This is a genomic window from Natrarchaeobaculum aegyptiacum (assembly GCF_002156705.1).
GTDB lineage: Archaea > Halobacteriota > Halobacteria > Halobacteriales > Natrialbaceae > Natrarchaeobaculum > Natrarchaeobaculum aegyptiacum.
Genome location: NZ_CP019893.1, coordinates 2,327,711 through 2,345,771, shown reverse-complemented (window position 1 = coordinate 2,345,771; position 18,061 = coordinate 2,327,711). Strand labels below are relative to the sequence as shown.

The following is an 18,061-nucleotide window of genomic DNA, read 5'->3' as shown; positions in this document are numbered from 1 at the left end:
GATTCATGGTCGACGTCAAAATCCAGAACCTCACGAAACAGTTCGGACAGCTCGTCGCAGTCGACGACTTCAGCCTCACGATCGAAGAGGGCGAGTTCATCACACTCGTCGGACCCTCGGGCTGTGGCAAAACGACGACGCTCAGGTGCGTCGCCGGCCTCGAGACGGCCACCTCGGGGAACATCATGTTCGGTGACCACGACGTCACCGACTATCCCGTCCAGCAACGCGGGATCGCGCTCCTGTTTCAGGACATCGCGCTCTACCCGCACATGACCGTTCGAGACAACATGGCCTACCCGCTGAAACTCGAGGGGGCGAGCAAAGAACAGCGCTACGAGCGGGTCGAGGAAGCAGCCGAGATGCTCCATATCCGAGACCAGCTCGATAAGTACCCGAGCGAACTCTCCGGCGGACAGCAACAGCGCGTCGCCCTCGGTCGGTCGATCGTCAGGGAACCGACGATGTTCCTCTTCGACGAGCCGATGAGCGACCTCGACGCGAAGCTCAAACACGAGTTGCGACCGCTGTTCGCCGAAGTCACCGAAAAGGTGGGCTGCCCGACGATGTACGTCACCCACGACCAGGAGGAGGCGATGACGATGAGCGACCGGATCGCCGTCATGAACGACGGCGAACTCGAGCAAGTCGGGACCCCCAGCGAGGTCTACAACGAACCCGAGTCGTCGTTCGTCGGCGAGTTCATCGGGCGGCCGAACATGGAGTTCTTCGACGCGAGGATCGACCGTCGCAACGGCGCGCTCGACCTCGACGTCGGCGAACAGACCTACGAACTCGAACGGGACGACGCCCTCGAACAGTACACCGGTGGGAACATCCGCGTCGGGATTCGACCACAGAACATCGAGGTCGTCGACGACCCGGACAACGGGATCCCGGCCGATCACGTCTTCGACGAGACGCTGGGTGACCAGACCCACAGCCTGTTCGAGACGCCGATGGGCCGGATCACCGTCGTCACGCCACCGGAGTTCAGGGGCGGCGAGTCCCAGTACGGGCTCAGGTTCGAGACGGACGCGCTGAAGGCGTTCGATCCCGAGAGCGGTCTGAGAGTCTACTGACGTCGCCTGCGGTTTGGCGGTGAACCCGAGGCAGTGAAGCCGTCCGTTCGGCAGGTGACACCTGTGATCCGATGCGGCGCTGTGTCGGCCGCCCACGCTGGGCGACGACGGACGGTACTTTTATATACTGTTGTTAACGATTGATATGGTGTATGCCAACTGATGGCACAACTAGACGGACGGTGCTCGGCGGCGTCGGTGCCGGGATCGCAGGTGCGCTCGCTGGATGTCTTGGCGGCGGTAACGGTGACGGGGAAGGTGAACTGCACATCCTGACTGACCTTACCGGAGACCAGTGGGAACCGTACTGGGAAGACGAACTCATCCCGAGCTGGGAGGAACAGTCGGACGTGCCCGTCAACCTCGAGTTCGCGGGCTTCGAGGGGACCGGCGAACAGCGCCTCGCTGCGTTGATGCAGGCCGGCGATCCCCCCGAGTTCTACCACGCGACCACGTCGGAACTCGGTGAGCTGATCAACCAGGGGATGACTCAGGACGTCACCGGTGTCGTCGAGGACCTCCAGGACCACTGGGGGGACGTGCTCTTCGATCACACGCTCCAGCCGCTGGTCGGAGACCGGGACGACGAGTTCCACTCGATCCCTCACGGCGTCTACGTCGGCGGCTGTCTCAACTACCGGGCGGACGTCTACGAGGACCTCGGACTCGAGGTTCCCGAGACCTGGGACGAACTGCGCGAGAACGCCCGGGCGATCGACGAAGCCGGCGGCGAGTGGGAAGACATGCGCGGCTGGGCACTCCCGGGTGCGCCCGCCGGGAAGTCGGGGTCTGACTTCTCGAACTGGCTGTACAACGCCGGGGGCCTGACCTGGGAGGAAGCTGGGGGCGACGAGGTCGAACTCGCGTTCGAGGAACAGCACGTCTTGCCCGTCCTCGAGATGCTCCAGGACATGGCCGAGTACTCGCCCGACCCGTCCGCCGTCGACTGGGGGACGACGATCGAGTACTGGATCGCCGGGCGGATGGGGCAGTGTTTCATGAACAACGCCTGGCTCTGCGGACCGGCGTACTTCGCGGGCGCAGAAGAGGTCGCGCTGAACACCGAACAGGCGCTCATCCCCCTCAGAAACGACGACGTGGATCCCCACACGCGCGGATGGATCCTCGTCAACGGGACACCGATCATCGACGGCTCGAGCAACCCCGACGAAGCGAGGGAGTTCAAGCGGTACATGTACGGTCCCGAGCGCCACGTCGAGGCGTCGCTCATGGAACCGATGCGATTCATCCCGCCGTACGAAGAGATCATGGAGACAGACGAGTACCAGTCGGCAGAGATCTTCCAGCTCGAAGACGGCGAGTTCCTCAGGAAGAACCAGCACGTCATGGACGAGATCGTCCCGGAACTGGACGTCGAAATACCGAGTACGCCCGCATCGAACCACGTCAGCGCCTTCAACATCCCAGAAGAGATGACCAATCGAGTCGTCGTCGAGGGAGAAGACCCCGAGGACGCCTACGAATGGGCCTACGACGAGTACGAGCGACGCATCGAGGAAGTTAGACAGCAGTCGAACTGGCAGTGATCACTCGGTAGCGGATTCGATCGAGTCCGATTCGGTTTCGAACTCCCTGTTAGCGTGGTACAGCGTTTCTGCGTCCCGTCTCGGTCGTACGACGACGGTTCCTGCCAGGCGGTCACCGAGCCGGCGGCCGTCCGACGACCGCCGTGCGAGGAGCCAGCCGAGCAGGTAGCCGACCGGCAGCCAGTCGACGTACCGGAGGACGTTTCGAACCGCCGCCGCCTGGACCCCCGGGGGGGAGCCATCCGCCTCCACGACGAGAACGTCCATCCGCTTTTTCCCCGGCGTCCGCAGGAACTTCCACTCCCACAGAAACGAGTACAGCAGGTAGATCGGGATCAGGCCGACGAGGCTCAACAGGAACGCCTGCGCGCCCTGCTCCGTGAAGAAGTCCGTGAACGCGACCATCAACACGGCGAGGATCGCCGTCTCGATGACCGCATAGCAGATCACGAGGTCGATCACCGTCGCGATTGCGCGCCGGCGTAACAGCGCCGGCGACGCCGACTCGAGGTCGGGTTCGGGGATACGACTCGTGGGAATCCAGTCTAGGACCATCGGGGGCTCACCCCTCGCGAACGGTCACACCAGCGCGGTTGGCAGACGGCCAGTCGTCGGCCTCGAGGTCGGCCGGCGATCCCGGATGCGGGCGTCGGGTCGCGTCCTCTCATCGGTACCAGACGACAGGGTTCTCTACGACCGTCAATCTTCCGTGGGAGAGACGTCGTCACCGGGCGTCGTCTGGTCGGGTTCCACGTCGGCCGCCCGCGCCCCCTCCTCTGCACGCTGTTGTTCGTAATCGTGAAGCGACTGCATCCGCTTTCTGAGATCGATGCCCTTCTTCTCGCGCAGGGACCGAACCCGGTACCGGTAGACGGGATAGGCGACGATCATCCAGCCGAAGATGATCGCGAGGATCCAGCTCAACTCGAGGGAGACGCCGAGCAAGAACAGCGTCGAGACGGTGGCGCTGGCGATCGCGACGAACTTGAGGAACGGCAACGGAAGCTTGTAGATCGAGTACTCGTAGCGCCGTTCGAACCGCCGGGGGAGGTTCCAGAGCGCGACGGAGCTGATGATCGCGCCGATCATTGAGGTCATCGCGAGCACCGAGGCCATGATGACCGGCGACGTCTGGCTCATCGGCGGCACCATGATCAGCGCCGGAACCGCGAGCAGCAGGATCGACCGGTAGGGCGTCTGGTACTCCGGGTGGAGCTTCGCGAAGTACAGCGGGATCGCCTCGTCGCGTGCAGCCCGCATGACCTGCCTCGAGTAGGCCGTGTAGAGGGTGTTGATCGACGTGAACGCGCCGACGACGGCCGCGGCGGCCACGATGTAGGCACTCCACTGGGGGAGGAACTCGAACGCCGCCATGGCGACGCCGGCGTCGCGGTTCTCGACGTAGAACTCCGTCGGGACGACGCCGACGGCGACGACGACGAGCGCGACCATCAGCCCGATCGAGATCACGGCGCTCAACCCGAGGACGCGCGGAATGTTCTTGACGGGGTTCTCGAGTTCCTCGCCGAGGTCGGTCGCGAGGTTGAACCCGTGCATGGCGATCGACAGCGAGATGACGGCGACGAAAAATGGCCCGATGCCGGCTTCGAACATGCCGGAGTAGTTCGCCGTATCGATCACGAACGTCCCCGGCAGGATGAACAGCAACATGCCGCCGACGATGATCGCCACGAGCACCATCTGTACCTGCGCGACGATCCGGATTCCGAGAATGTTCAACACGATGAACGGCACCATCACGGCGTACATCAACGCCCACATCGGGATCCAGTCGAACGTCGGGAAGAATCGCATGAACTCGGCGAAGCCGAACGCCAGGTAGAGCTGGCCGAGCCAGATCGATGGGACGACGATCCACGGCAGCAGAAAGCCGAAAAAGGGGCTGATCAACCGTGAACCGTAGACGTAGCTCCCGCCCGCCGCGGGCATCGCGCCACCGACCTGAAGGGTACTCAGGATGGAGAACGTGATCGGCAACACGACCAGTAGCATCGCGACGGCGACCTCCGGGCCGAGCCCGTCGTCGGCGATCAGGTGCGCTGGCAACAGGAACGCCGTCATCGCGATGACGTTCCCGACGAGCAACAGCGTGCCGCCAAACAGGCCGATCTTCTGGTCGATGACCTTGAACTCCGCTTCAGACATAGTGCCAGATCACCTCGAGTTGATTTCGAGTCATGTGGATTATATTTTGTGCAGGTGTCGTAACCGTAGCGTGCAGTTCACACGGCCAGTGGTATCGATTTGAGGGGTGTGGCGTCGACGGCTCGAGTGCCAGCCTCAGGTGTACGCCTGCAGGTCCGTCAGTTCGTAGCCGACGATCAGCTTCTGGATCTCGGTGGTGCCGTCGGGGATCGGCATGGTCCGGGCGTCCCGGTAGTAACGCTCGAGCGGGTAGTCCGTCGAGAGGCCGTTGCCGCCGTAGACCTGCAAGGCGTCGTCGGTCACCTCGACGCTTTTCTCACAGACCCAGCCTTTCGACAGCGAGGAGAGCATCCGGGCCTCCGGGTCGCCCGCAGCGATCTTCTGGGCAGTGTAGCGGGTGAGCAATCGCCCGGTCTCGAGGCCGGCGCGGATGTTGTAGAGTTTCTCCTGTACGAGCTGGTGCTGGCCGATCGGCTGGTCGAAGACCTCCCGGTCGGTCGCGTACTCCAGTGCGGCCTCGTAGGCAGCCTGCATGATGCCGACGGAGATGGCAGCCATGCCGTTGCGCATCGAGGCGAACATACTGTTGAGCGGGTTGCCGCCCGGACCGCCGCCGGCCAGCGCCGAGTCGTTCGGATCCATCCGGCCGTCACTGACGGCCTCCATGACTGCCCGCGAGAGCTTGTTCTCGACCGGGATCCGGCACTCGTCGAAGAACAACTGGCCGGTGGGTGAGCCCTTCCAGCCAAGCTTCTCGAGTTCGCGAGTCTCGAAGCCGGCGGTCTTCTCGTCGACGAGAAACATGTCGCGCCGGTCGTTCTCGTCGTCCCACGCGACGACGAGGGCGATGTCGGCGATCGGGGCGTTCGACACCCACGTCTTCTCGCCGGTGATGACGTACTCGTCGCCGTCTTTGATCGCCGTCGTGTTCGGCACCTTCGTGTCGGAGCCACCTTCCGGCTCGGTGATGGCGAAACACCCAACGAGTCGGTCGTCTTCGTACTCCTCTGTGTATGCCTCGCGAGTCCGCTCGGAAAAGATTTCGAACATCGTCACCGGCAACGACATTCCCATCGTCACCTGCAGGCTGGGCCAGACCCGGGAGACCTCCTCGCTGACGATCGTGCTGGTGACCGGATCGTCGTAGCTCCCCTCGGCGTAGGGGCCGACGTCCATCTCGGCCATCTGTTGCATGTAGCTGATCGCGTCGTCCTTCGAGAGCGGCTGTCGATCCGCCTCGGGAAGGTCGGGCGCGATCTCCTCGTCCATGAACTCCCGCAACGAGTCACGAATCATCCGCTGTTCATCGTTCAGCATCATTGGCTTTCACTCGTTACTGGTATGACACCTGCCGCCACATAATGGTAACTATGTTCACGTTAGAGAACCACACCCGTGTTTGCGCAGAGAGACCGCTCTCGAGAGGTTGTTGATCGCGAGGTCGCGCTCCCAGGTCTCGTAGTCGTAGTTCACCACCCGGCCGGGGCCGTCGGTGACCCCGACGTTGTTGACCAGAATGTCGATACCGCCGTCGAAAATCGGAACTCGATTAGCTCGGCAGTTCGCCGGCCTCCTGCAGGCCCTCGAGAATGTCGTCAGCGACCTCCTCGGCGCTGTGGTAGGGGTAGCGGTCCCCACCACCGCCGTCGCCATCGGCGGCGTTCTGTAGTTCCATGATCGACATCGAGAAGTCACCGGACTCGAACGTCGTCGCGGGCCCGTTCGGCAGCGCCGGCAAGAACTCCATCGGGTTCGAAACGGGGTAATCTGCGCCCTCGAACGCGTCGATCAACTGTGCTCGGATCTCCTCGGGGTCTGGGTCGGACATAGTCCGTTCGGCGATAAGACGCGTCACCCTCATAATAGTTTACACCGTTGACATCCGCCACGATTACGAACCCGGAGCGGCGGCTGGAATGTCACACGATACCAGCACGTGTGGTACGGTACCACAACCTATTTGTCCACACTCGAAAAACCACGTGCCATGGACGCCGTCACGAGGCGGAGTGATAGCTGTGTCTGAACCGATCGTCGCCGGAGTCGCCGAGAGCGACCTGATCGAAACACCCGACAGAAGCTGGCTCGACAACGCCGCGATCGCGACCGTCCGCGCCCTCGAGGACGCCGACCTCACCCTCGAGGAAGTCGACGGCGTCGCGGTCGCCGGCGGAGACGACTACATGCCCGCACTGTTGCTGTCGGAGTACCTCGACCTCGACGAACCGTCGTTCCTCGAGGGCACCGAAATCGGTGGGTCGTCGTTCGAGCACTTCTGTGGCCACGTCGCAGACGCGATGGCCCGGGACCGGGCCGACGTGGTCGTCATCGCCTACGGCTCGACCAGTCGAACCGGCTCGGGACGGGATCGCTCGCTCGAGGTCGACCACCCCGTCGAGAGCTTCGTTCGGCCGACGGGGCTGTTCCGGCCGCCGGGGGCGTACGCGATGGCCGCTCGCCGGCACATGCACGAGTACGGGACGACCGAAGAGCAACTGGCCGAAGTCGCCGTCTCGACTCGCGAGTGGGCCGCACTCAATCCGAAAGCCGAACACCGCGACCCGATCACCGTCGACGACGTCCTCGACTCGCGGCCGATTGCCGAGCCGTTTAACATGTACGACTGCTGTCTCGTCTCCGATGGCGGGGGCGCGGTCGTCCTCGTCTCGGAAGAGAAAGCGCGCGAACTCGGGGTCCCAGAGATTTCGGTCGCCGGGGTCGCCTCGACGACCACCCACCGCGGCGACGTCAGCGAGATGCCGGACATGACGACCACCGGCGCGGCCGTCACCGGGCCGAAAGCCTTCAAGCAGGCCGGAATCACCCACGACGACGTCGACGTCGCCCAGCTGTACGACTCGTTCACCTACACCGCGCTGGTCACCCTCGAGGACCTCGGCTTCTGCGAGAAAGGCGAGGGTGGCCAGTTCGTCGAAGACGGCGCGACCGCCCCCGGCGGCGAGTTACCGATGAACACACAGGGCGGTGGACTCTCGTACTGTCACCCCGGTCACTTCGGCGTGTTCGTCCTCATCGAGGCCGCACGCCAGCTTCGCGGCGACTACACGGGACAGCGACAGGTCGACGGCGCGGAGGTCGCCGTCGCACACGGCACCGGTGGCCTGCTCTCCTCGAGCAGTACCGTGGTCCTCCGGAGGGAAGCATGACGGGGGACGTCGAAGACCGTCGCGAGGAGTGGGAGGGACCGGTCCCGGTTCCAAACGGCGCGAACGCCGACTTCTGGGCGGCCACGCTCGAGGGTGAATTGCTGTACCAGCGCTGTGCGGAGTGTGGAACGAGCCAGCTCTACCCGCGGGCGGTCTGTACGGGCTGTGGTGCCGTCGATCCCGCCTTCGAGGTGAGTGAGGGAACCGGCACGGTGTATACGTACACCGTCTGTCACATTCCGGGAGAACCCGGTTTCAAAGACCGGACCCCGTACGTCGTCGCGAACGTCGAACTCACGGAGGGACCGCGATTGCTCGCGCTCGTCGACTGCGAGCCCGACGAGATCGAGGTCGGTGCACCGGTCGGCGTCACCTTCTGGCAGGTCACAGACGAGGCGGCGCTCCCGGTGTTCGAACTTCGATAGAACTGATTCGGTGCTATTTTTCGGCCCTCGAGCGCGCTACTCCTCGAGCGTCGCCGTCGCCGAGCCCGTCAGGAGCGTCTCGCCCGCGGCGGTCTGTGTCTCGAGGTCGACCGAGACGGTATCACCGGTGACGTCGACGACCTCGCCGGTAGCGACGACGGTGTCGCCGGGGAAGACGCGCGACTGGAAGCGGACGCCGAAGGAGTCGACCGCGTCGACGCCGAACCAGTCGCTGACGACGCGGGAGGTGACTCCTGCGGTGAACATCCCCTGGCCGAAGACGCGCTCGTTGCCCGCCGCGCGGGCGTAGGGCTCGTCGTAGTGGATCGGATTGAAGTCACCGCTCGCACCGGCGTACTTTACGAAGTGGCGGCGCTCGAGGTCCGGGACGACGATCTGTGGACCGGTGTCGCCGACCGCGACGTCGGCGCTCGAGCGGACGGTGTCGACGCTGACTGGTTCGGGGGCCTCGTCCACGGTGTCGTCGTCGTCTCCGTCCGTACCGGCTCCACCGTCACCGTCGTCGACGGCACCCTCGGTCTCGATCGCCGTCGCCCGATCGAGGAGGAGCCGCTCGCCGGACTGGTCGTGGTACTCGGTTTCGTAGACCGCGAAGGTCATCGTCCCCGCCCGGCCGCCCTCGCGCTGGAACACGTCGGCCAGCGTGGTCGTCCCCGTCAGGACGTCGCCGACGGCGAGCGGGCGGTCGTACTCGTAGGCCTGTTCGCCGTGGAGGACGTACTCCGGCCGGAAGCCGACGTCGAAGCCGTAGGTCCCGTCTTCCGTGACCTGATAGCGAGGGAATCGGCTCACTCGCGCGTACGTCAGTGGTGCGGGAATCGATTCGAGACCGGCTTCCCGTGCGACGGCCTCGTCCCGATAGATCGGGTTCGAGTCCGTGACTGCGCGGGCGAACTCCTCGACTTTCCCGGCTTCGATCCGGAAGTCCTCGACGGTGACGCGGGACTCGCCGACGAGCGCCTCGAGCTCCGAGAGCGGTTTAGTTGGCACGGAGACCACCTCGAGCGGCCGGGACGGCGGGCTCGAACCGACGCGTGAACTGCACCTGTGTGAGCGATCGTTCTGGCATTTCCCAGACGATTTGGGTACCAGGGCTATAACTGTGCCCGTCGCTGTCAGCGTCCGACGACAATCGTGTTTTGGGTTACCACTACCCATACGCTTTTGAGCGAATCTGACAAACCACGGTGACATGGATCTCGACATCGTCCCAGCTGACACGCTCCTCGAGCCACCCTACGACGGGAACGTCGCGAATCTACTGGAGCGAGCGATCGCGAATTCCCCAGACGAGATCGCGATCGAGCACGACGGTGAGTCGGTCACCTACAGCGCATTCGACGAACTGGTCGACCAGTACGCCCGCGGCCTCCGTGGGGCGGGGCTCGACGTAGGCGATCGGGCCTGCGTCTACATCCCGAACAGCATCGACTTCTGTGCGACGATCTGGGCGGCCACCCGCGCCGGCGTCGTCGCGAGCCCGCTGAATCCCGCCTACCGGCGCCGCGAGATCGCCTACCAGGTCGACCACGCCGACGCCGAGGCGATCGTCGTCTCGGGCGAACCAGGTAACCACGTCGTCGACGCCGTCTCCGACCTCGAGGCCGAGATTCTCTCGACCAGCGACGCGGGAGTCCTCGAGGACTCCCCCGCGAGGTCGCTCCCGGACGCGGGAAGCGGTGGGACGGTGACAGCGTCGTTGCCCGTCGAGCGCGAGGACGAGGACACACTCTTGCAGCCGTACACTTCGGGGACGACCGGCAACCCGAAGGGCGTCCTGCTGACCCACCGGAACTTCCGTGTCCAGATCGCAAACAGCGTCTCGAATTACAGCGTCAGTCCGATCAAAGGCGACGGGCTGATCATCCTTCCGATGTACCACATCACCGGCTGCCTCCAGATGATGTCCTCGCTGTGTGCCGGCCGGACGCTGCACCTGCTGCGGCCGGACCAGTGGGACCCAGAACGCGTCCTCGAGTTGCTCGACGAACACGACGTGCCGGCGTTCGTCGGCGTCGCGACGATGTTCAACGACCTGCTCGACGCCTACGACCCCGAGGAGTACGACCTCGAGACCCTCCTCCGCGCGGGTCAGGGTGGGGACAAACTGCCGAAGCCGGTCCAGCAGGAGTTCGAGGAGACCTTCGAGGTGAGTCTCTCGGAGGGGTACGGACTCACGGAGACGACTGCGGGGACCCACACGATCACGGCGTCGACCCTCGGCAATCGGCCGGGGAGCGTCGGCCAGCCGATCGGACATACTCGCTCGAAGATCGTTGACGAGGACGGCGAGGTAGTCGACGTCGGCGAGGAGGGCGAACTGCTGGTCGACGGCCCACAGGTGATGAAAGGCTACTACGAGAATCCCGAGGCTAACGAGGAGGCGTTCACCGAGGACGGCTTCTTCCGTACCGGCGACATCGCCTCCCGGGACGAGGACAACTACCACTACATCAAAGGGCGCGAAAAAGAGATGGTGCTGACGGCAGGCTACAACGTCTACCCCCGCGAAATCGAGAACGCCCTCTACGACCACCCCGACGTCCTCGAGGCGGCGGTCTTCGGCGTGCCGGACGAACGGCGCGGGGAGACGGTCGCCGCCGCGGTCGTCCCGAAAGACGGCGCGACGCTCACCGAAGAAGCAGTCTCCGAGTACGTCCTCGACGAACTCGCCCCCTACAAGCACCCCCGGTACGTCGAAATCCGCGAGGAGTTACCCAAGACCGGCAGTGGCAAGGTCAGAAAGACGGAGCTCGAAGACGAATTTACGGAACGATACGTCGAGGAGTCGTGACCGACCGACCCGCTGCGCCAGCGCTAGTACCGTTCCAAGCGTCGACTGATAGGTCGAACCGATCGGCGTCAGTCGGTTCGACCTATCAGTTCAGGCGTGGACCGCCACTAGATCGACCGAAGCGAACCACCATATCGAACGAGCGGTATCAACACATCAGGAACTCGAGACGACGTGGACGGCAGGAGAACACAACCCTCAAGGCAGTACCGGTGAATCAGGTGAGTAGATGCGATGAGTGAGACGGGACAGAAGACGTACACAAACCGAGAGATTCGGACGGTTGCCCTCGCCGTCATCGCCGGCGTGTTCTTCGGGGGCGTAGCGACCGGTGTCGCGTTCCCCACGCTACCGTTGCTCGACGAGCACCTCGTCATCACTGCGGTGATGTTGAGTATCATCCTGTCGGCTAACCGGATCTCGCGGCTGGTGATGAACACGCCGGCCGGGTCGATCATCGACCGCTACGGGACGCGCAAGCCGATGATCTTCGGGCTCTACACTCAGGCGCTGGCCCCGTTCGGCTACCTCGTCGGGCTGTACACCCCGGCGTACGTCATCGGAGCGTTTCCCATCGTGGGCGAAGTGTCGGCCCCGGCACTCGTCTTCGTGCTCGCGCGCCTGTTCTGGGGGCTGGGCAGTGCGTTCGTCTTCCTCGGTGCGTTCGCGACGATCACCCACGTGACGACCGTCGACAACCGCGGTCAGTGGGTCGGCATCCTCCGTGGCATCCAGTCGATGGGGTTCCCCTCCGGGCTGATCATCGGCGGCGTGTTGACCGACATCGCAGGAATGGCGACTGCGTTCGCCGTCGCCGGGACGCTCGCGCTCATCGCCGGGACGGTCGCGACGGTCGTCCTCCCTCGTGTCCACGGCGGAACCGACGAGGAATCCGCACGGCTTCGAGACATCCCCGGAATCCTGCTGGATCGACCTGCCGTCATGGCTATCGGATACGGGAATTTTACCCTCCGGTTTCTCTGGGGCGGCGTCATCCTGAGCACGCTCGCCCGGTACGCTGACGTTCACGGGATGGAACTCTCGGTACTCGAGGCTGCAGGGATCAGCGGAGTCGTCATGGCAGTCGGGGTTATCGTCTCCGGGACGACGACCCTGTTCACTGGCTGGCTCTCCGATCGCCTGCGGGACCGCACGGTGCTGACGCTGCCGGCGTTTAGCGCGGTCGCAGCCGGGTTCATCATCATCGCGTTCTACCCGACCCTCGAGTTGTTGCTCGGTGCGATCGTCCTGATCGGATTCGGGATGGGCATGGCTGCGCCTGTCCTGCTCGCGATTCTGGGTGATCTCACGCCGGGAGACGAACTCGGACGAATGGGAGGCGTCTACCAGGTCATGGGCGACGTCGGCCTCACTCTCGGGCCGCTGCTCGCGATTCCGGCCGCCGAAAACTGGTTCGGCTACCAGTTGACGTACGTCATCTGCGGGGCGCTCGTCTTCGTCTGCCTGCTGATCGTGTCGGTCCCGCTCATCCGGAATCCCGAGGTCACGACCGGCGTCGTCAAGGCCGACTGAAGCCTCCGTCACGATTCGATCGTTCCGTTCTCGACCGTCCGACCGACGGCCGTGCCCGTCCGACTCACGTCGTCACGCAAGAACTAAGTCACACACTGTGATACGTGTCTCCATGCCACAAGGTACAGCGGCAGTTATCGGTGGCGGCATCATGGGCAGCGGAATCGCACAGGTCCTCGCGCGAGCGGGCTACGACGTCCGCGTCCGCGAGATCAACGAAGACCTCGCCGAAGAAGCCCGCGATCGGCTGATCTCGGGTAACTACGGCCTCGACGATGCCGTCGAAGGCGGCTACATAGACGAAGACGAAAAAGAAGCGATCCTCGAACGGCTCACCTTCACCACGGACCTCGAGGCGGCGACCGACGGCACCGACTTCGTGATCGAGGCGGTGACCGAAGACCTGGCAGTAAAGGGGAAGGTGTTCCGCGAACTCGATGCGGTCACCGACGACCAGCCGCTGTATTCGAACACGAGCGGCTTCCCGGTGACCTCCATCGCGAACGCGGTCTCGGACCCCTCTCGAGTCGCCGTAATGCACTTCTTCAATCCCGTGCCGATCATGTCGATGGTCGAGATCGTTCAGGCCCCCGAGACGGACGAGGCCGTCGTCAACCTCGCCGAAGAACTCGTCGACGAACTGGGGAAAACCGGCGTCACCATCGACGACGCACCCGGCACCTACGGCTTCATCGCCAACCGCTGTTACGCGGCGATGCGGCGAGAGGCCCAGCGCGTCGTCGAAGAGGGAGTCGCCACGGAAGAACAGGTCGACAAGGCACTCGAGGAGGGCTACAACCTCCCTGTCGGGCCGTTCTCGCTGCGCGGCATCGGCGAGGAGTGGGACTGACGAGCGAGCCGAGAGCGTCGAAGTGACGACCCCGTCACGGCAGTAAACTCTCTTCACTGTCAAGGTTTATCACGGAGGACTCCGTACGCGAAATCGTGTCACGGACGAACGAGTCGGTCCCAGAGACCGGTATCTCTCGCGTTCACCGCCTCGAGACGCCGGTCGAGTGGCCGCCGGGCCACGCCGCGGCGTACCTGCTCGGCGACGAGGAACCCATCTGCGTCGACGCCGGGATGGTCGGCGACGAGGCTCGAGCGGCGCTCTTTGCTGACCTCCGGGACGGCGGCTACGAGCCCGCCGACGTCGAACACCTCCTGTTGACCCACGTCCACATCGACCACGTCGGCGGCGTCCGGCCGCTCCTCGAGACAGCCTCGCCGACCGTCTACGCGCCCGCGATCGCCCGCGAGCGACTCTCGCGCGACCTCGAGACGGTCCGGTCCGAAACCAGGCGAAACCTCACCGAGGCCGGCCTGTACGGCAGCGGCCTCGAGCGCGCCGTCGACGGCGTCCTCGAGATCCACGAGGGGATCAGGGCCGCGTTCCCACTCGAGGACGTCGACGTCTGGATCGACACCGACGAACCGGTTTCGATCGCCGGGCGCAAATTCGACCCGATCTACACGCCCGGTCACCACGTCACCCACCACTGCTACGGTACCGATATCGACGGTGCGCGCGTGCTCTTCGCCGGAGATATGGTCGTCGAGCCGTTCCGGGCGGCGGCGATCCACGTCAACCTCACCGACGGCGTCCGCGACGGAATCGACGCCTACCGAGACGCGCTCGAGCGCCTCGACGGTCGGGCGTTCGACCGGGTCTACCCCGGTCACGGGCCCGTTCACGACGCCTACGACGAAACGGTCGCGTTCGCTCTCGAGGATCTCGCGGATCGACTCGCCGAGTGCCGGGATCGAGTCGCGTCCGTCTGTGCCGAAGAGGGCTCCGCGAGCGCGTTCGACCTCGCCGTCGACCGGACCGACCATCCGCGTCGGCAGGTGATGGAGTTGCGCGAGATCCTCGCCGCACTCGGGACGCTCGAGCGGCGTGGCCAGGTTCGCTCGCGACTCGAGGACGGAGTTCGGCTGTACGAACCCACGTAGTCGGCTCTGGGCGGGGCGAGCGAGAAGACCTGCTGGCTCGAGCGCGGACGATCGACGGGCTCTAGACAGGTCGTCGAAAAATCAACTGCTGCTCGAGACGCTTACTCCCTGAGGGCGTCGATGCGCAGGTCCTCGTCGAAGTCGAGGGTGGTCTCGATTTCGGACTCGTCGATGTCCTCGAACGCCCAGCGGGCGATCGAGCGGCGGTGGACCTCGTCGGCACCGTCGACGATGCGGAACGGGCGGACGCTCTCGTAGAAGTACGCGATCGGCAGGTCCTTGCCGATCCCGTTGCCGCCACAGGCCTGCAGCGAGAGATCGATGATGTCGGTGACGACGTTCGCCGTGTACATCTTCGCCATCGCGACCTCGATACGGGCGTCACTGTCGTCGAGTTCGCGGGCGGCGTGACGAACCATACACCGGGCGGCGTGCAGGCGCGTCTCGGCGTCGGCGATCCGATGACGAAGCGCCTGTTTCTCCTCGAGCGTCGTGCCGAAGGCCTCACGTTCTGCGAGGTAGGCCTTCGCGATGTCGAGTGAACGTTCGGCCATCCCGGAGTAGCGCATACAGTGGGTGAGTCGACCGCCGCCGAGGCGAAGCTGAGCGATGCGGAAGCCCTCGTTTTCCTCGCCGATCGTGTTCTCCACGGGAACGCGGACGTTTTCGAACTTTACCTCGGCGTGGCCGCCCTCGCGCTCGGTGATGCCGTGGCCACCGAGGTGGGGGACGTTTCGGACGACCTCGACACCGTCTGCGTCACGCGGGACGAGGATGATCGAGGTCCCCTCGTAGGGGTGGGCCTCGAGATCCGTCCGGACCATCACCAGGTAGAAGTCGGCGTTCAGCCCGTCGGAGGTCCACCACTTGTGGGCGTTGATGACCCACTCGTCGCCGTCTTTGACGGCCGTACTCTGGAGCATCTTGGGGTCGGAGCCAGCGCCGACCTTGGGTTCGGTCATCGCGAACGCAGAGGAGATCTCACCTTGTACGAGCGGACGGAGCCACTCTTCTTTCTGGTCCTCGGTGCCGGCGAACTCGAGGGTGTGCATGTTCCCTTCCTGTGGGGCGTTCGCGCGGATCGAGAGCGCACCGACGAGCGAGCGGCCGACCTGCTCGAACGACGGGAGCATGTCCCGGAAGCCAAGTCCCTGCCCGCCGTACTCCTCGGGTACCTGCGGGGCGAACAGGTCGCGCTCTTTGGCCATCTCCCAGAAGTCGTGAATCTCGTCCATCGTGATCGGTTCGCCCGTCTCGAGGGCCTCCCGCTCGCGCGGGATGACGACCTCGTCCATGAACGCCTCGACGCGTCCGGCAACCTCCTTCGCTTTCTCGGAGTCGTGGTACTCCATGACTTGGGTATCGAGATACTACATTGTAAATGTACAACATCCGGTCGATTTCACTTGGAAGAACGGTCCCGACCTGTCGTTTCCCGCTCACCGCCTGAATTCGACGGCGTCGTCTGTCGAACACAGCACATTCGAAATCGGGGACGGCCGTTCGGCCGCAGTGACCGGAAACGTCATGTTTTACTATCCTGTTGTGATACACTCACCCATGGAGCTCGATGACTTGCGAGATGTTGCCACGGAAGGGAACGCTGCACGGATCCACGACGAGACCGCACGCCTCCACGGGTCGGAGACGGCGGTCGAGTACCACGGGACGACCTACACCCACGACCAACTCCGCGAGGAGAGTGCCCACTTTGCGGGTGGGCTGGCCGACCTCGGCGTCGAACCCGGCGACGTCATGCTGGTCTATCTACCGAACTGTCCGGAGTACATCGTCGGCTCCCTCGGCGCGATGAAAGCCGGCGTCGCCGTCTCTCCGGTCAACCCCCAGTATCGACGCCGGGAACTCGCCTACCAGCTCGAAGACACCGACGCGAGCGCCGTCCTGACCCACGCGATGTTGCTTCCACACCTCCGGGAGGGTCTCGAGGAGATCGACTGGGACCCCGTCCTGATCGGCGTCGGGAGCACAGACGACGACGTGGAGATGTTTTCGGAGGTTCGCGGCGAGCAGACGCTGGTCGAACGTGCCGACGACGACGTGGCACTGTTGCCGTACACCTCGGGCACGACGGGCAAACCGAAGGGCGTCCAGCTCACCCATCGAAATTTCCGTGCACAGATGTACGCGACGCTCTCCCAGTCCAGTAACGAGATCGAACCGGAGGAGGTCCGGAGTCTCGTCTGGCTCCCGCTGTACCACATCACCGGCTTTACCCACACCGCCTGGCAGCCGCTGGTCGGTGGCGGCCGAATCTACCTCCGGAGTGCGGCAAACTGGGACGGCGACGCGGCGATGGAACTGATGGAGCAAGCGGAGATAACCCACTACGTCGGCGTCACGGCGATGTACGTCGACATGGTCAACAGCGACTCGTTCGGTGAGTACGACCTCTCGAGCCTCGTCACGGCCGGGGAAGGTGGGGCGAAGATGTCCGTCGCGGTCCAGGAGAAGTTCGAGGAGGTCGCCGGCGTCGACATGGGTGAGGGGTACGGCCTCACCGAAACCCACGGAGCGACCCACTCACAATCCGGTTCGTCCTTCGGGTTGATCCACGGGACGATCGGACAGCCCCTGCGGATGACCGACTGCAAGGTCGTCGACGCGAGCGGCGAGGAGGTCCCGCCGGGCGAGGAAGGCGAACTCCTCGTCCGTGGTCCACAGGTCATGAAGGGCTACCACAACATGCCCGAGGCGACCGAGGCGGCGTTCACCGAACACGGCTACTTCCGCACCGGCGACATCGCCCGCCGGGACGAGAACAACTACTACGAGATCGTCGACCGGAAGAAACACATGATCAACACGGCCGGCTACAACGTCTACCCGAGCGAACTCGAGGAGTTACTGGCCGAACACGAGGCCGTCGCCGAGGGTGCTGTCGTCGGAGTCCCCGACGAACGACGCAACGAAGTACCGAAGGCGTTCGTCGTTCCCGCGCCCGGCGTCGAACCCGGCGAAGACGTCACCGCAGAAGAGATCACGGAGTTCTTCCTCGACAACGTCGCCGCCTACAAACACCCCCGCGAGGTGGAGTTCGTCGAGGAACTCCCCCGAACCACCAGCGGCAAGATCCAGAAGTACAAACTCGAGCAGCACCACGAAGAGTAAAATAATATTCAAACAACATATATGGGAATCTGGTAGTTCGACTTCCACATATGCCTGATACTCCTCGCGGTACCAGACCACGGCCAAGAGAGAGTCGAGAGTAGAACAATCACTATCAGATATTTTATACACAGGCAGCCCCCCGTCCATCAGGCATTACCGGCAGAGCTGCCGGCAGATAGCGGAACAAAATCGGTCGACTGGAGAGATCGACTACCGAAACGGAGATTTCTCGCCCGGACGA

15 protein-coding genes are annotated in these 18,061 nt (G+C 64.1%); 9 read left to right on the top strand and 6 right to left on the bottom strand.

The genetic code is table 11. From position 1 onward, the window contains the following. Nucleotides 1-5 precede the first annotated feature (5 nt). Both B1756_RS11390 and B1756_RS11385 read left to right on the top strand, forming a co-directional pair. Nucleotides 6-1,082, top strand: a complete 1,077-nt coding sequence (locus B1756_RS11390; protein WP_086888647.1) for an ABC transporter ATP-binding protein — start codon at nucleotides 6-8, stop codon at nucleotides 1,080-1,082. A gap of 152 nt (nucleotides 1,083-1,234) precedes the next feature. Continuing rightward, nucleotides 1,235-2,629: an ABC transporter substrate-binding protein gene (locus B1756_RS11385; RefSeq protein ID WP_228434342.1), complete on the top strand. Its 1,395-nt coding sequence runs from the start codon at nucleotides 1,235-1,237 to the stop codon at nucleotides 2,627-2,629. On the opposite strand, the gene B1756_RS11380 is transcribed toward B1756_RS11385, so the two are convergent. From B1756_RS11380 to B1756_RS11365, 4 genes are all read right to left on the bottom strand, one after another. After that, on the bottom strand, nucleotides 2,630-3,184 hold the full coding sequence (locus B1756_RS11380) for an RDD family protein (protein WP_086888646.1): 555 nt from the start codon (nucleotides 3,182-3,184) through the stop codon (nucleotides 2,630-2,632). It lies immediately after the preceding gene. A gap of 144 nt (nucleotides 3,185-3,328) precedes the next feature. Further along, entirely contained in the window at nucleotides 3,329-4,795 is a 1,467-nt protein-coding gene (locus tag B1756_RS11375) for an APC family permease (protein ID WP_086888645.1), read from the bottom strand. 135 nt (nucleotides 4,796-4,930) lie between these two features. Beyond that, a complete protein-coding gene (locus B1756_RS11370; protein ID WP_086888644.1) occupies nucleotides 4,931-6,115 on the bottom strand; it encodes an acyl-CoA dehydrogenase family protein in 1,185 nt (394 codons plus the stop codon). A 229-nt stretch (nucleotides 6,116-6,344) separates the two neighbouring features. Further along, nucleotides 6,345-6,623: an MTH865 family protein gene (locus B1756_RS11365; RefSeq protein WP_086888643.1), complete on the bottom strand. Its 279-nt coding sequence runs from the start codon at nucleotides 6,621-6,623 to the stop codon at nucleotides 6,345-6,347. 190 nt (nucleotides 6,624-6,813) lie between these two features. On the opposite strand from B1756_RS11365, the gene B1756_RS11360 reads away from it, so the two are divergent. Both B1756_RS11360 and B1756_RS11355 read left to right on the top strand, forming a co-directional pair. Next, a complete protein-coding gene (locus B1756_RS11360; protein ID WP_086888642.1) occupies nucleotides 6,814-7,962 on the top strand; it encodes an acetyl-CoA acetyltransferase in 1,149 nt (382 codons plus the stop codon). Continuing rightward, a complete protein-coding gene (locus B1756_RS11355; RefSeq protein ID WP_086888641.1) occupies nucleotides 7,959-8,387 on the top strand; it encodes a Zn-ribbon domain-containing OB-fold protein in 429 nt (142 codons plus the stop codon). The genes B1756_RS11360 and B1756_RS11355 overlap by 4 nt, the downstream gene beginning before the upstream one ends. Nucleotides 8,388-8,423: 36 nt before the next feature. Here B1756_RS11355 and B1756_RS11350 read toward each other — a convergent pair whose 3' ends face one another. Further along, a complete protein-coding gene (locus B1756_RS11350; RefSeq protein ID WP_086890154.1) occupies nucleotides 8,424-9,398 on the bottom strand; it encodes an FAS1-like dehydratase domain-containing protein in 975 nt (324 codons plus the stop codon). A 202-nt stretch (nucleotides 9,399-9,600) separates the two neighbouring features. Here B1756_RS11350 and B1756_RS11345 point away from each other — a divergent pair, with 202 nt between their 5' ends. The 4 genes from B1756_RS11345 to B1756_RS11330 all read left to right on the top strand — a co-directional run bounded on the left by B1756_RS11345 (nucleotide 9,601) and on the right by B1756_RS11330 (nucleotide 14,688). Then, on the top strand, nucleotides 9,601-11,202 hold the full coding sequence (locus B1756_RS11345) for a class I adenylate-forming enzyme family protein (RefSeq protein ID WP_086888640.1): 1,602 nt from the start codon (nucleotides 9,601-9,603) through the stop codon (nucleotides 11,200-11,202). A 234-nt stretch (nucleotides 11,203-11,436) separates the two neighbouring features. Next, nucleotides 11,437-12,735 (top strand): MFS transporter, encoded by a 1,299-nt coding sequence (locus tag B1756_RS11340; protein ID WP_086888639.1) that lies wholly within the window; start codon nucleotides 11,437-11,439, stop codon nucleotides 12,733-12,735. 112 nt (nucleotides 12,736-12,847) lie between these two features. Then, the gene (locus B1756_RS11335; protein WP_086888638.1) at nucleotides 12,848-13,585 is read left to right on the top strand and encodes a 3-hydroxyacyl-CoA dehydrogenase family protein; all 738 of its coding nucleotides are present in this window, start codon (nucleotides 12,848-12,850) and stop codon (nucleotides 13,583-13,585) included. A gap of 95 nt (nucleotides 13,586-13,680) precedes the next feature. Further along, a complete protein-coding gene (locus B1756_RS11330; RefSeq protein WP_086888637.1) occupies nucleotides 13,681-14,688 on the top strand; it encodes an MBL fold metallo-hydrolase in 1,008 nt (335 codons plus the stop codon). A 101-nt stretch (nucleotides 14,689-14,789) separates the two neighbouring features. Here B1756_RS11330 and B1756_RS11325 read toward each other — a convergent pair whose 3' ends face one another. After that, nucleotides 14,790-16,040: an acyl-CoA dehydrogenase family protein gene (locus B1756_RS11325; protein ID WP_086888636.1), complete on the bottom strand. Its 1,251-nt coding sequence runs from the start codon at nucleotides 16,038-16,040 to the stop codon at nucleotides 14,790-14,792. Nucleotides 16,041-16,248: 208 nt separating this feature from the next. Here B1756_RS11325 and B1756_RS11320 point away from each other — a divergent pair, with 208 nt between their 5' ends. Continuing rightward, nucleotides 16,249-17,817 carry a class I adenylate-forming enzyme family protein gene (locus B1756_RS11320; protein WP_086888635.1) on the top strand — a complete coding sequence of 523 codons (1,569 nt, stop codon included), beginning with the start codon at nucleotides 16,249-16,251 and terminating at the stop codon, nucleotides 17,815-17,817. Nucleotides 17,818-18,061 lie beyond the last annotated feature (244 nt).

Excerpts from the sequence above, each read along its gene's own strand:
- B1756_RS11385 (WP_228434342.1), top strand. The coding sequence starts at position 1,235 with ATGCCAACTGATGGCACAACTAGACGGACGGTGCTCGGCGGCGTCGGT.
- B1756_RS11335 (WP_086888638.1), top strand. The coding sequence starts at position 12,848 with ATGCCACAAGGTACAGCGGCAGTTATCGGTGGCGGCATCATGGGCAGC.
- B1756_RS11365 (WP_086888643.1), bottom strand. The coding sequence starts at position 6,623 with ATGTCCGACCCAGACCCCGAGGAGATCCGAGCACAGTTGATCGACGCG.
- B1756_RS11375 (WP_086888645.1), bottom strand. The coding sequence starts at position 4,795 with ATGTCTGAAGCGGAGTTCAAGGTCATCGACCAGAAGATCGGCCTGTTT.
- B1756_RS11355 (WP_086888641.1), top strand. The coding sequence starts at position 7,959 with ATGACGGGGGACGTCGAAGACCGTCGCGAGGAGTGGGAGGGACCGGTC.
- B1756_RS11325 (WP_086888636.1), bottom strand. The coding sequence starts at position 16,040 with ATGGAGTACCACGACTCCGAGAAAGCGAAGGAGGTTGCCGGACGCGTC.
- B1756_RS11380 (WP_086888646.1), bottom strand. The coding sequence starts at position 3,184 with ATGGTCCTAGACTGGATTCCCACGAGTCGTATCCCCGAACCCGACCTC.
- B1756_RS11370 (WP_086888644.1), bottom strand. The coding sequence starts at position 6,115 with ATGATGCTGAACGATGAACAGCGGATGATTCGTGACTCGTTGCGGGAG.
- B1756_RS11390 (WP_086888647.1), top strand. The coding sequence starts at position 6 with ATGGTCGACGTCAAAATCCAGAACCTCACGAAACAGTTCGGACAGCTC.
- B1756_RS11340 (WP_086888639.1), top strand. The coding sequence starts at position 11,437 with ATGAGTGAGACGGGACAGAAGACGTACACAAACCGAGAGATTCGGACG.
- B1756_RS11345 (WP_086888640.1), top strand. The coding sequence starts at position 9,601 with ATGGATCTCGACATCGTCCCAGCTGACACGCTCCTCGAGCCACCCTAC.
- B1756_RS11320 (WP_086888635.1), top strand. The coding sequence starts at position 16,249 with ATGGAGCTCGATGACTTGCGAGATGTTGCCACGGAAGGGAACGCTGCA.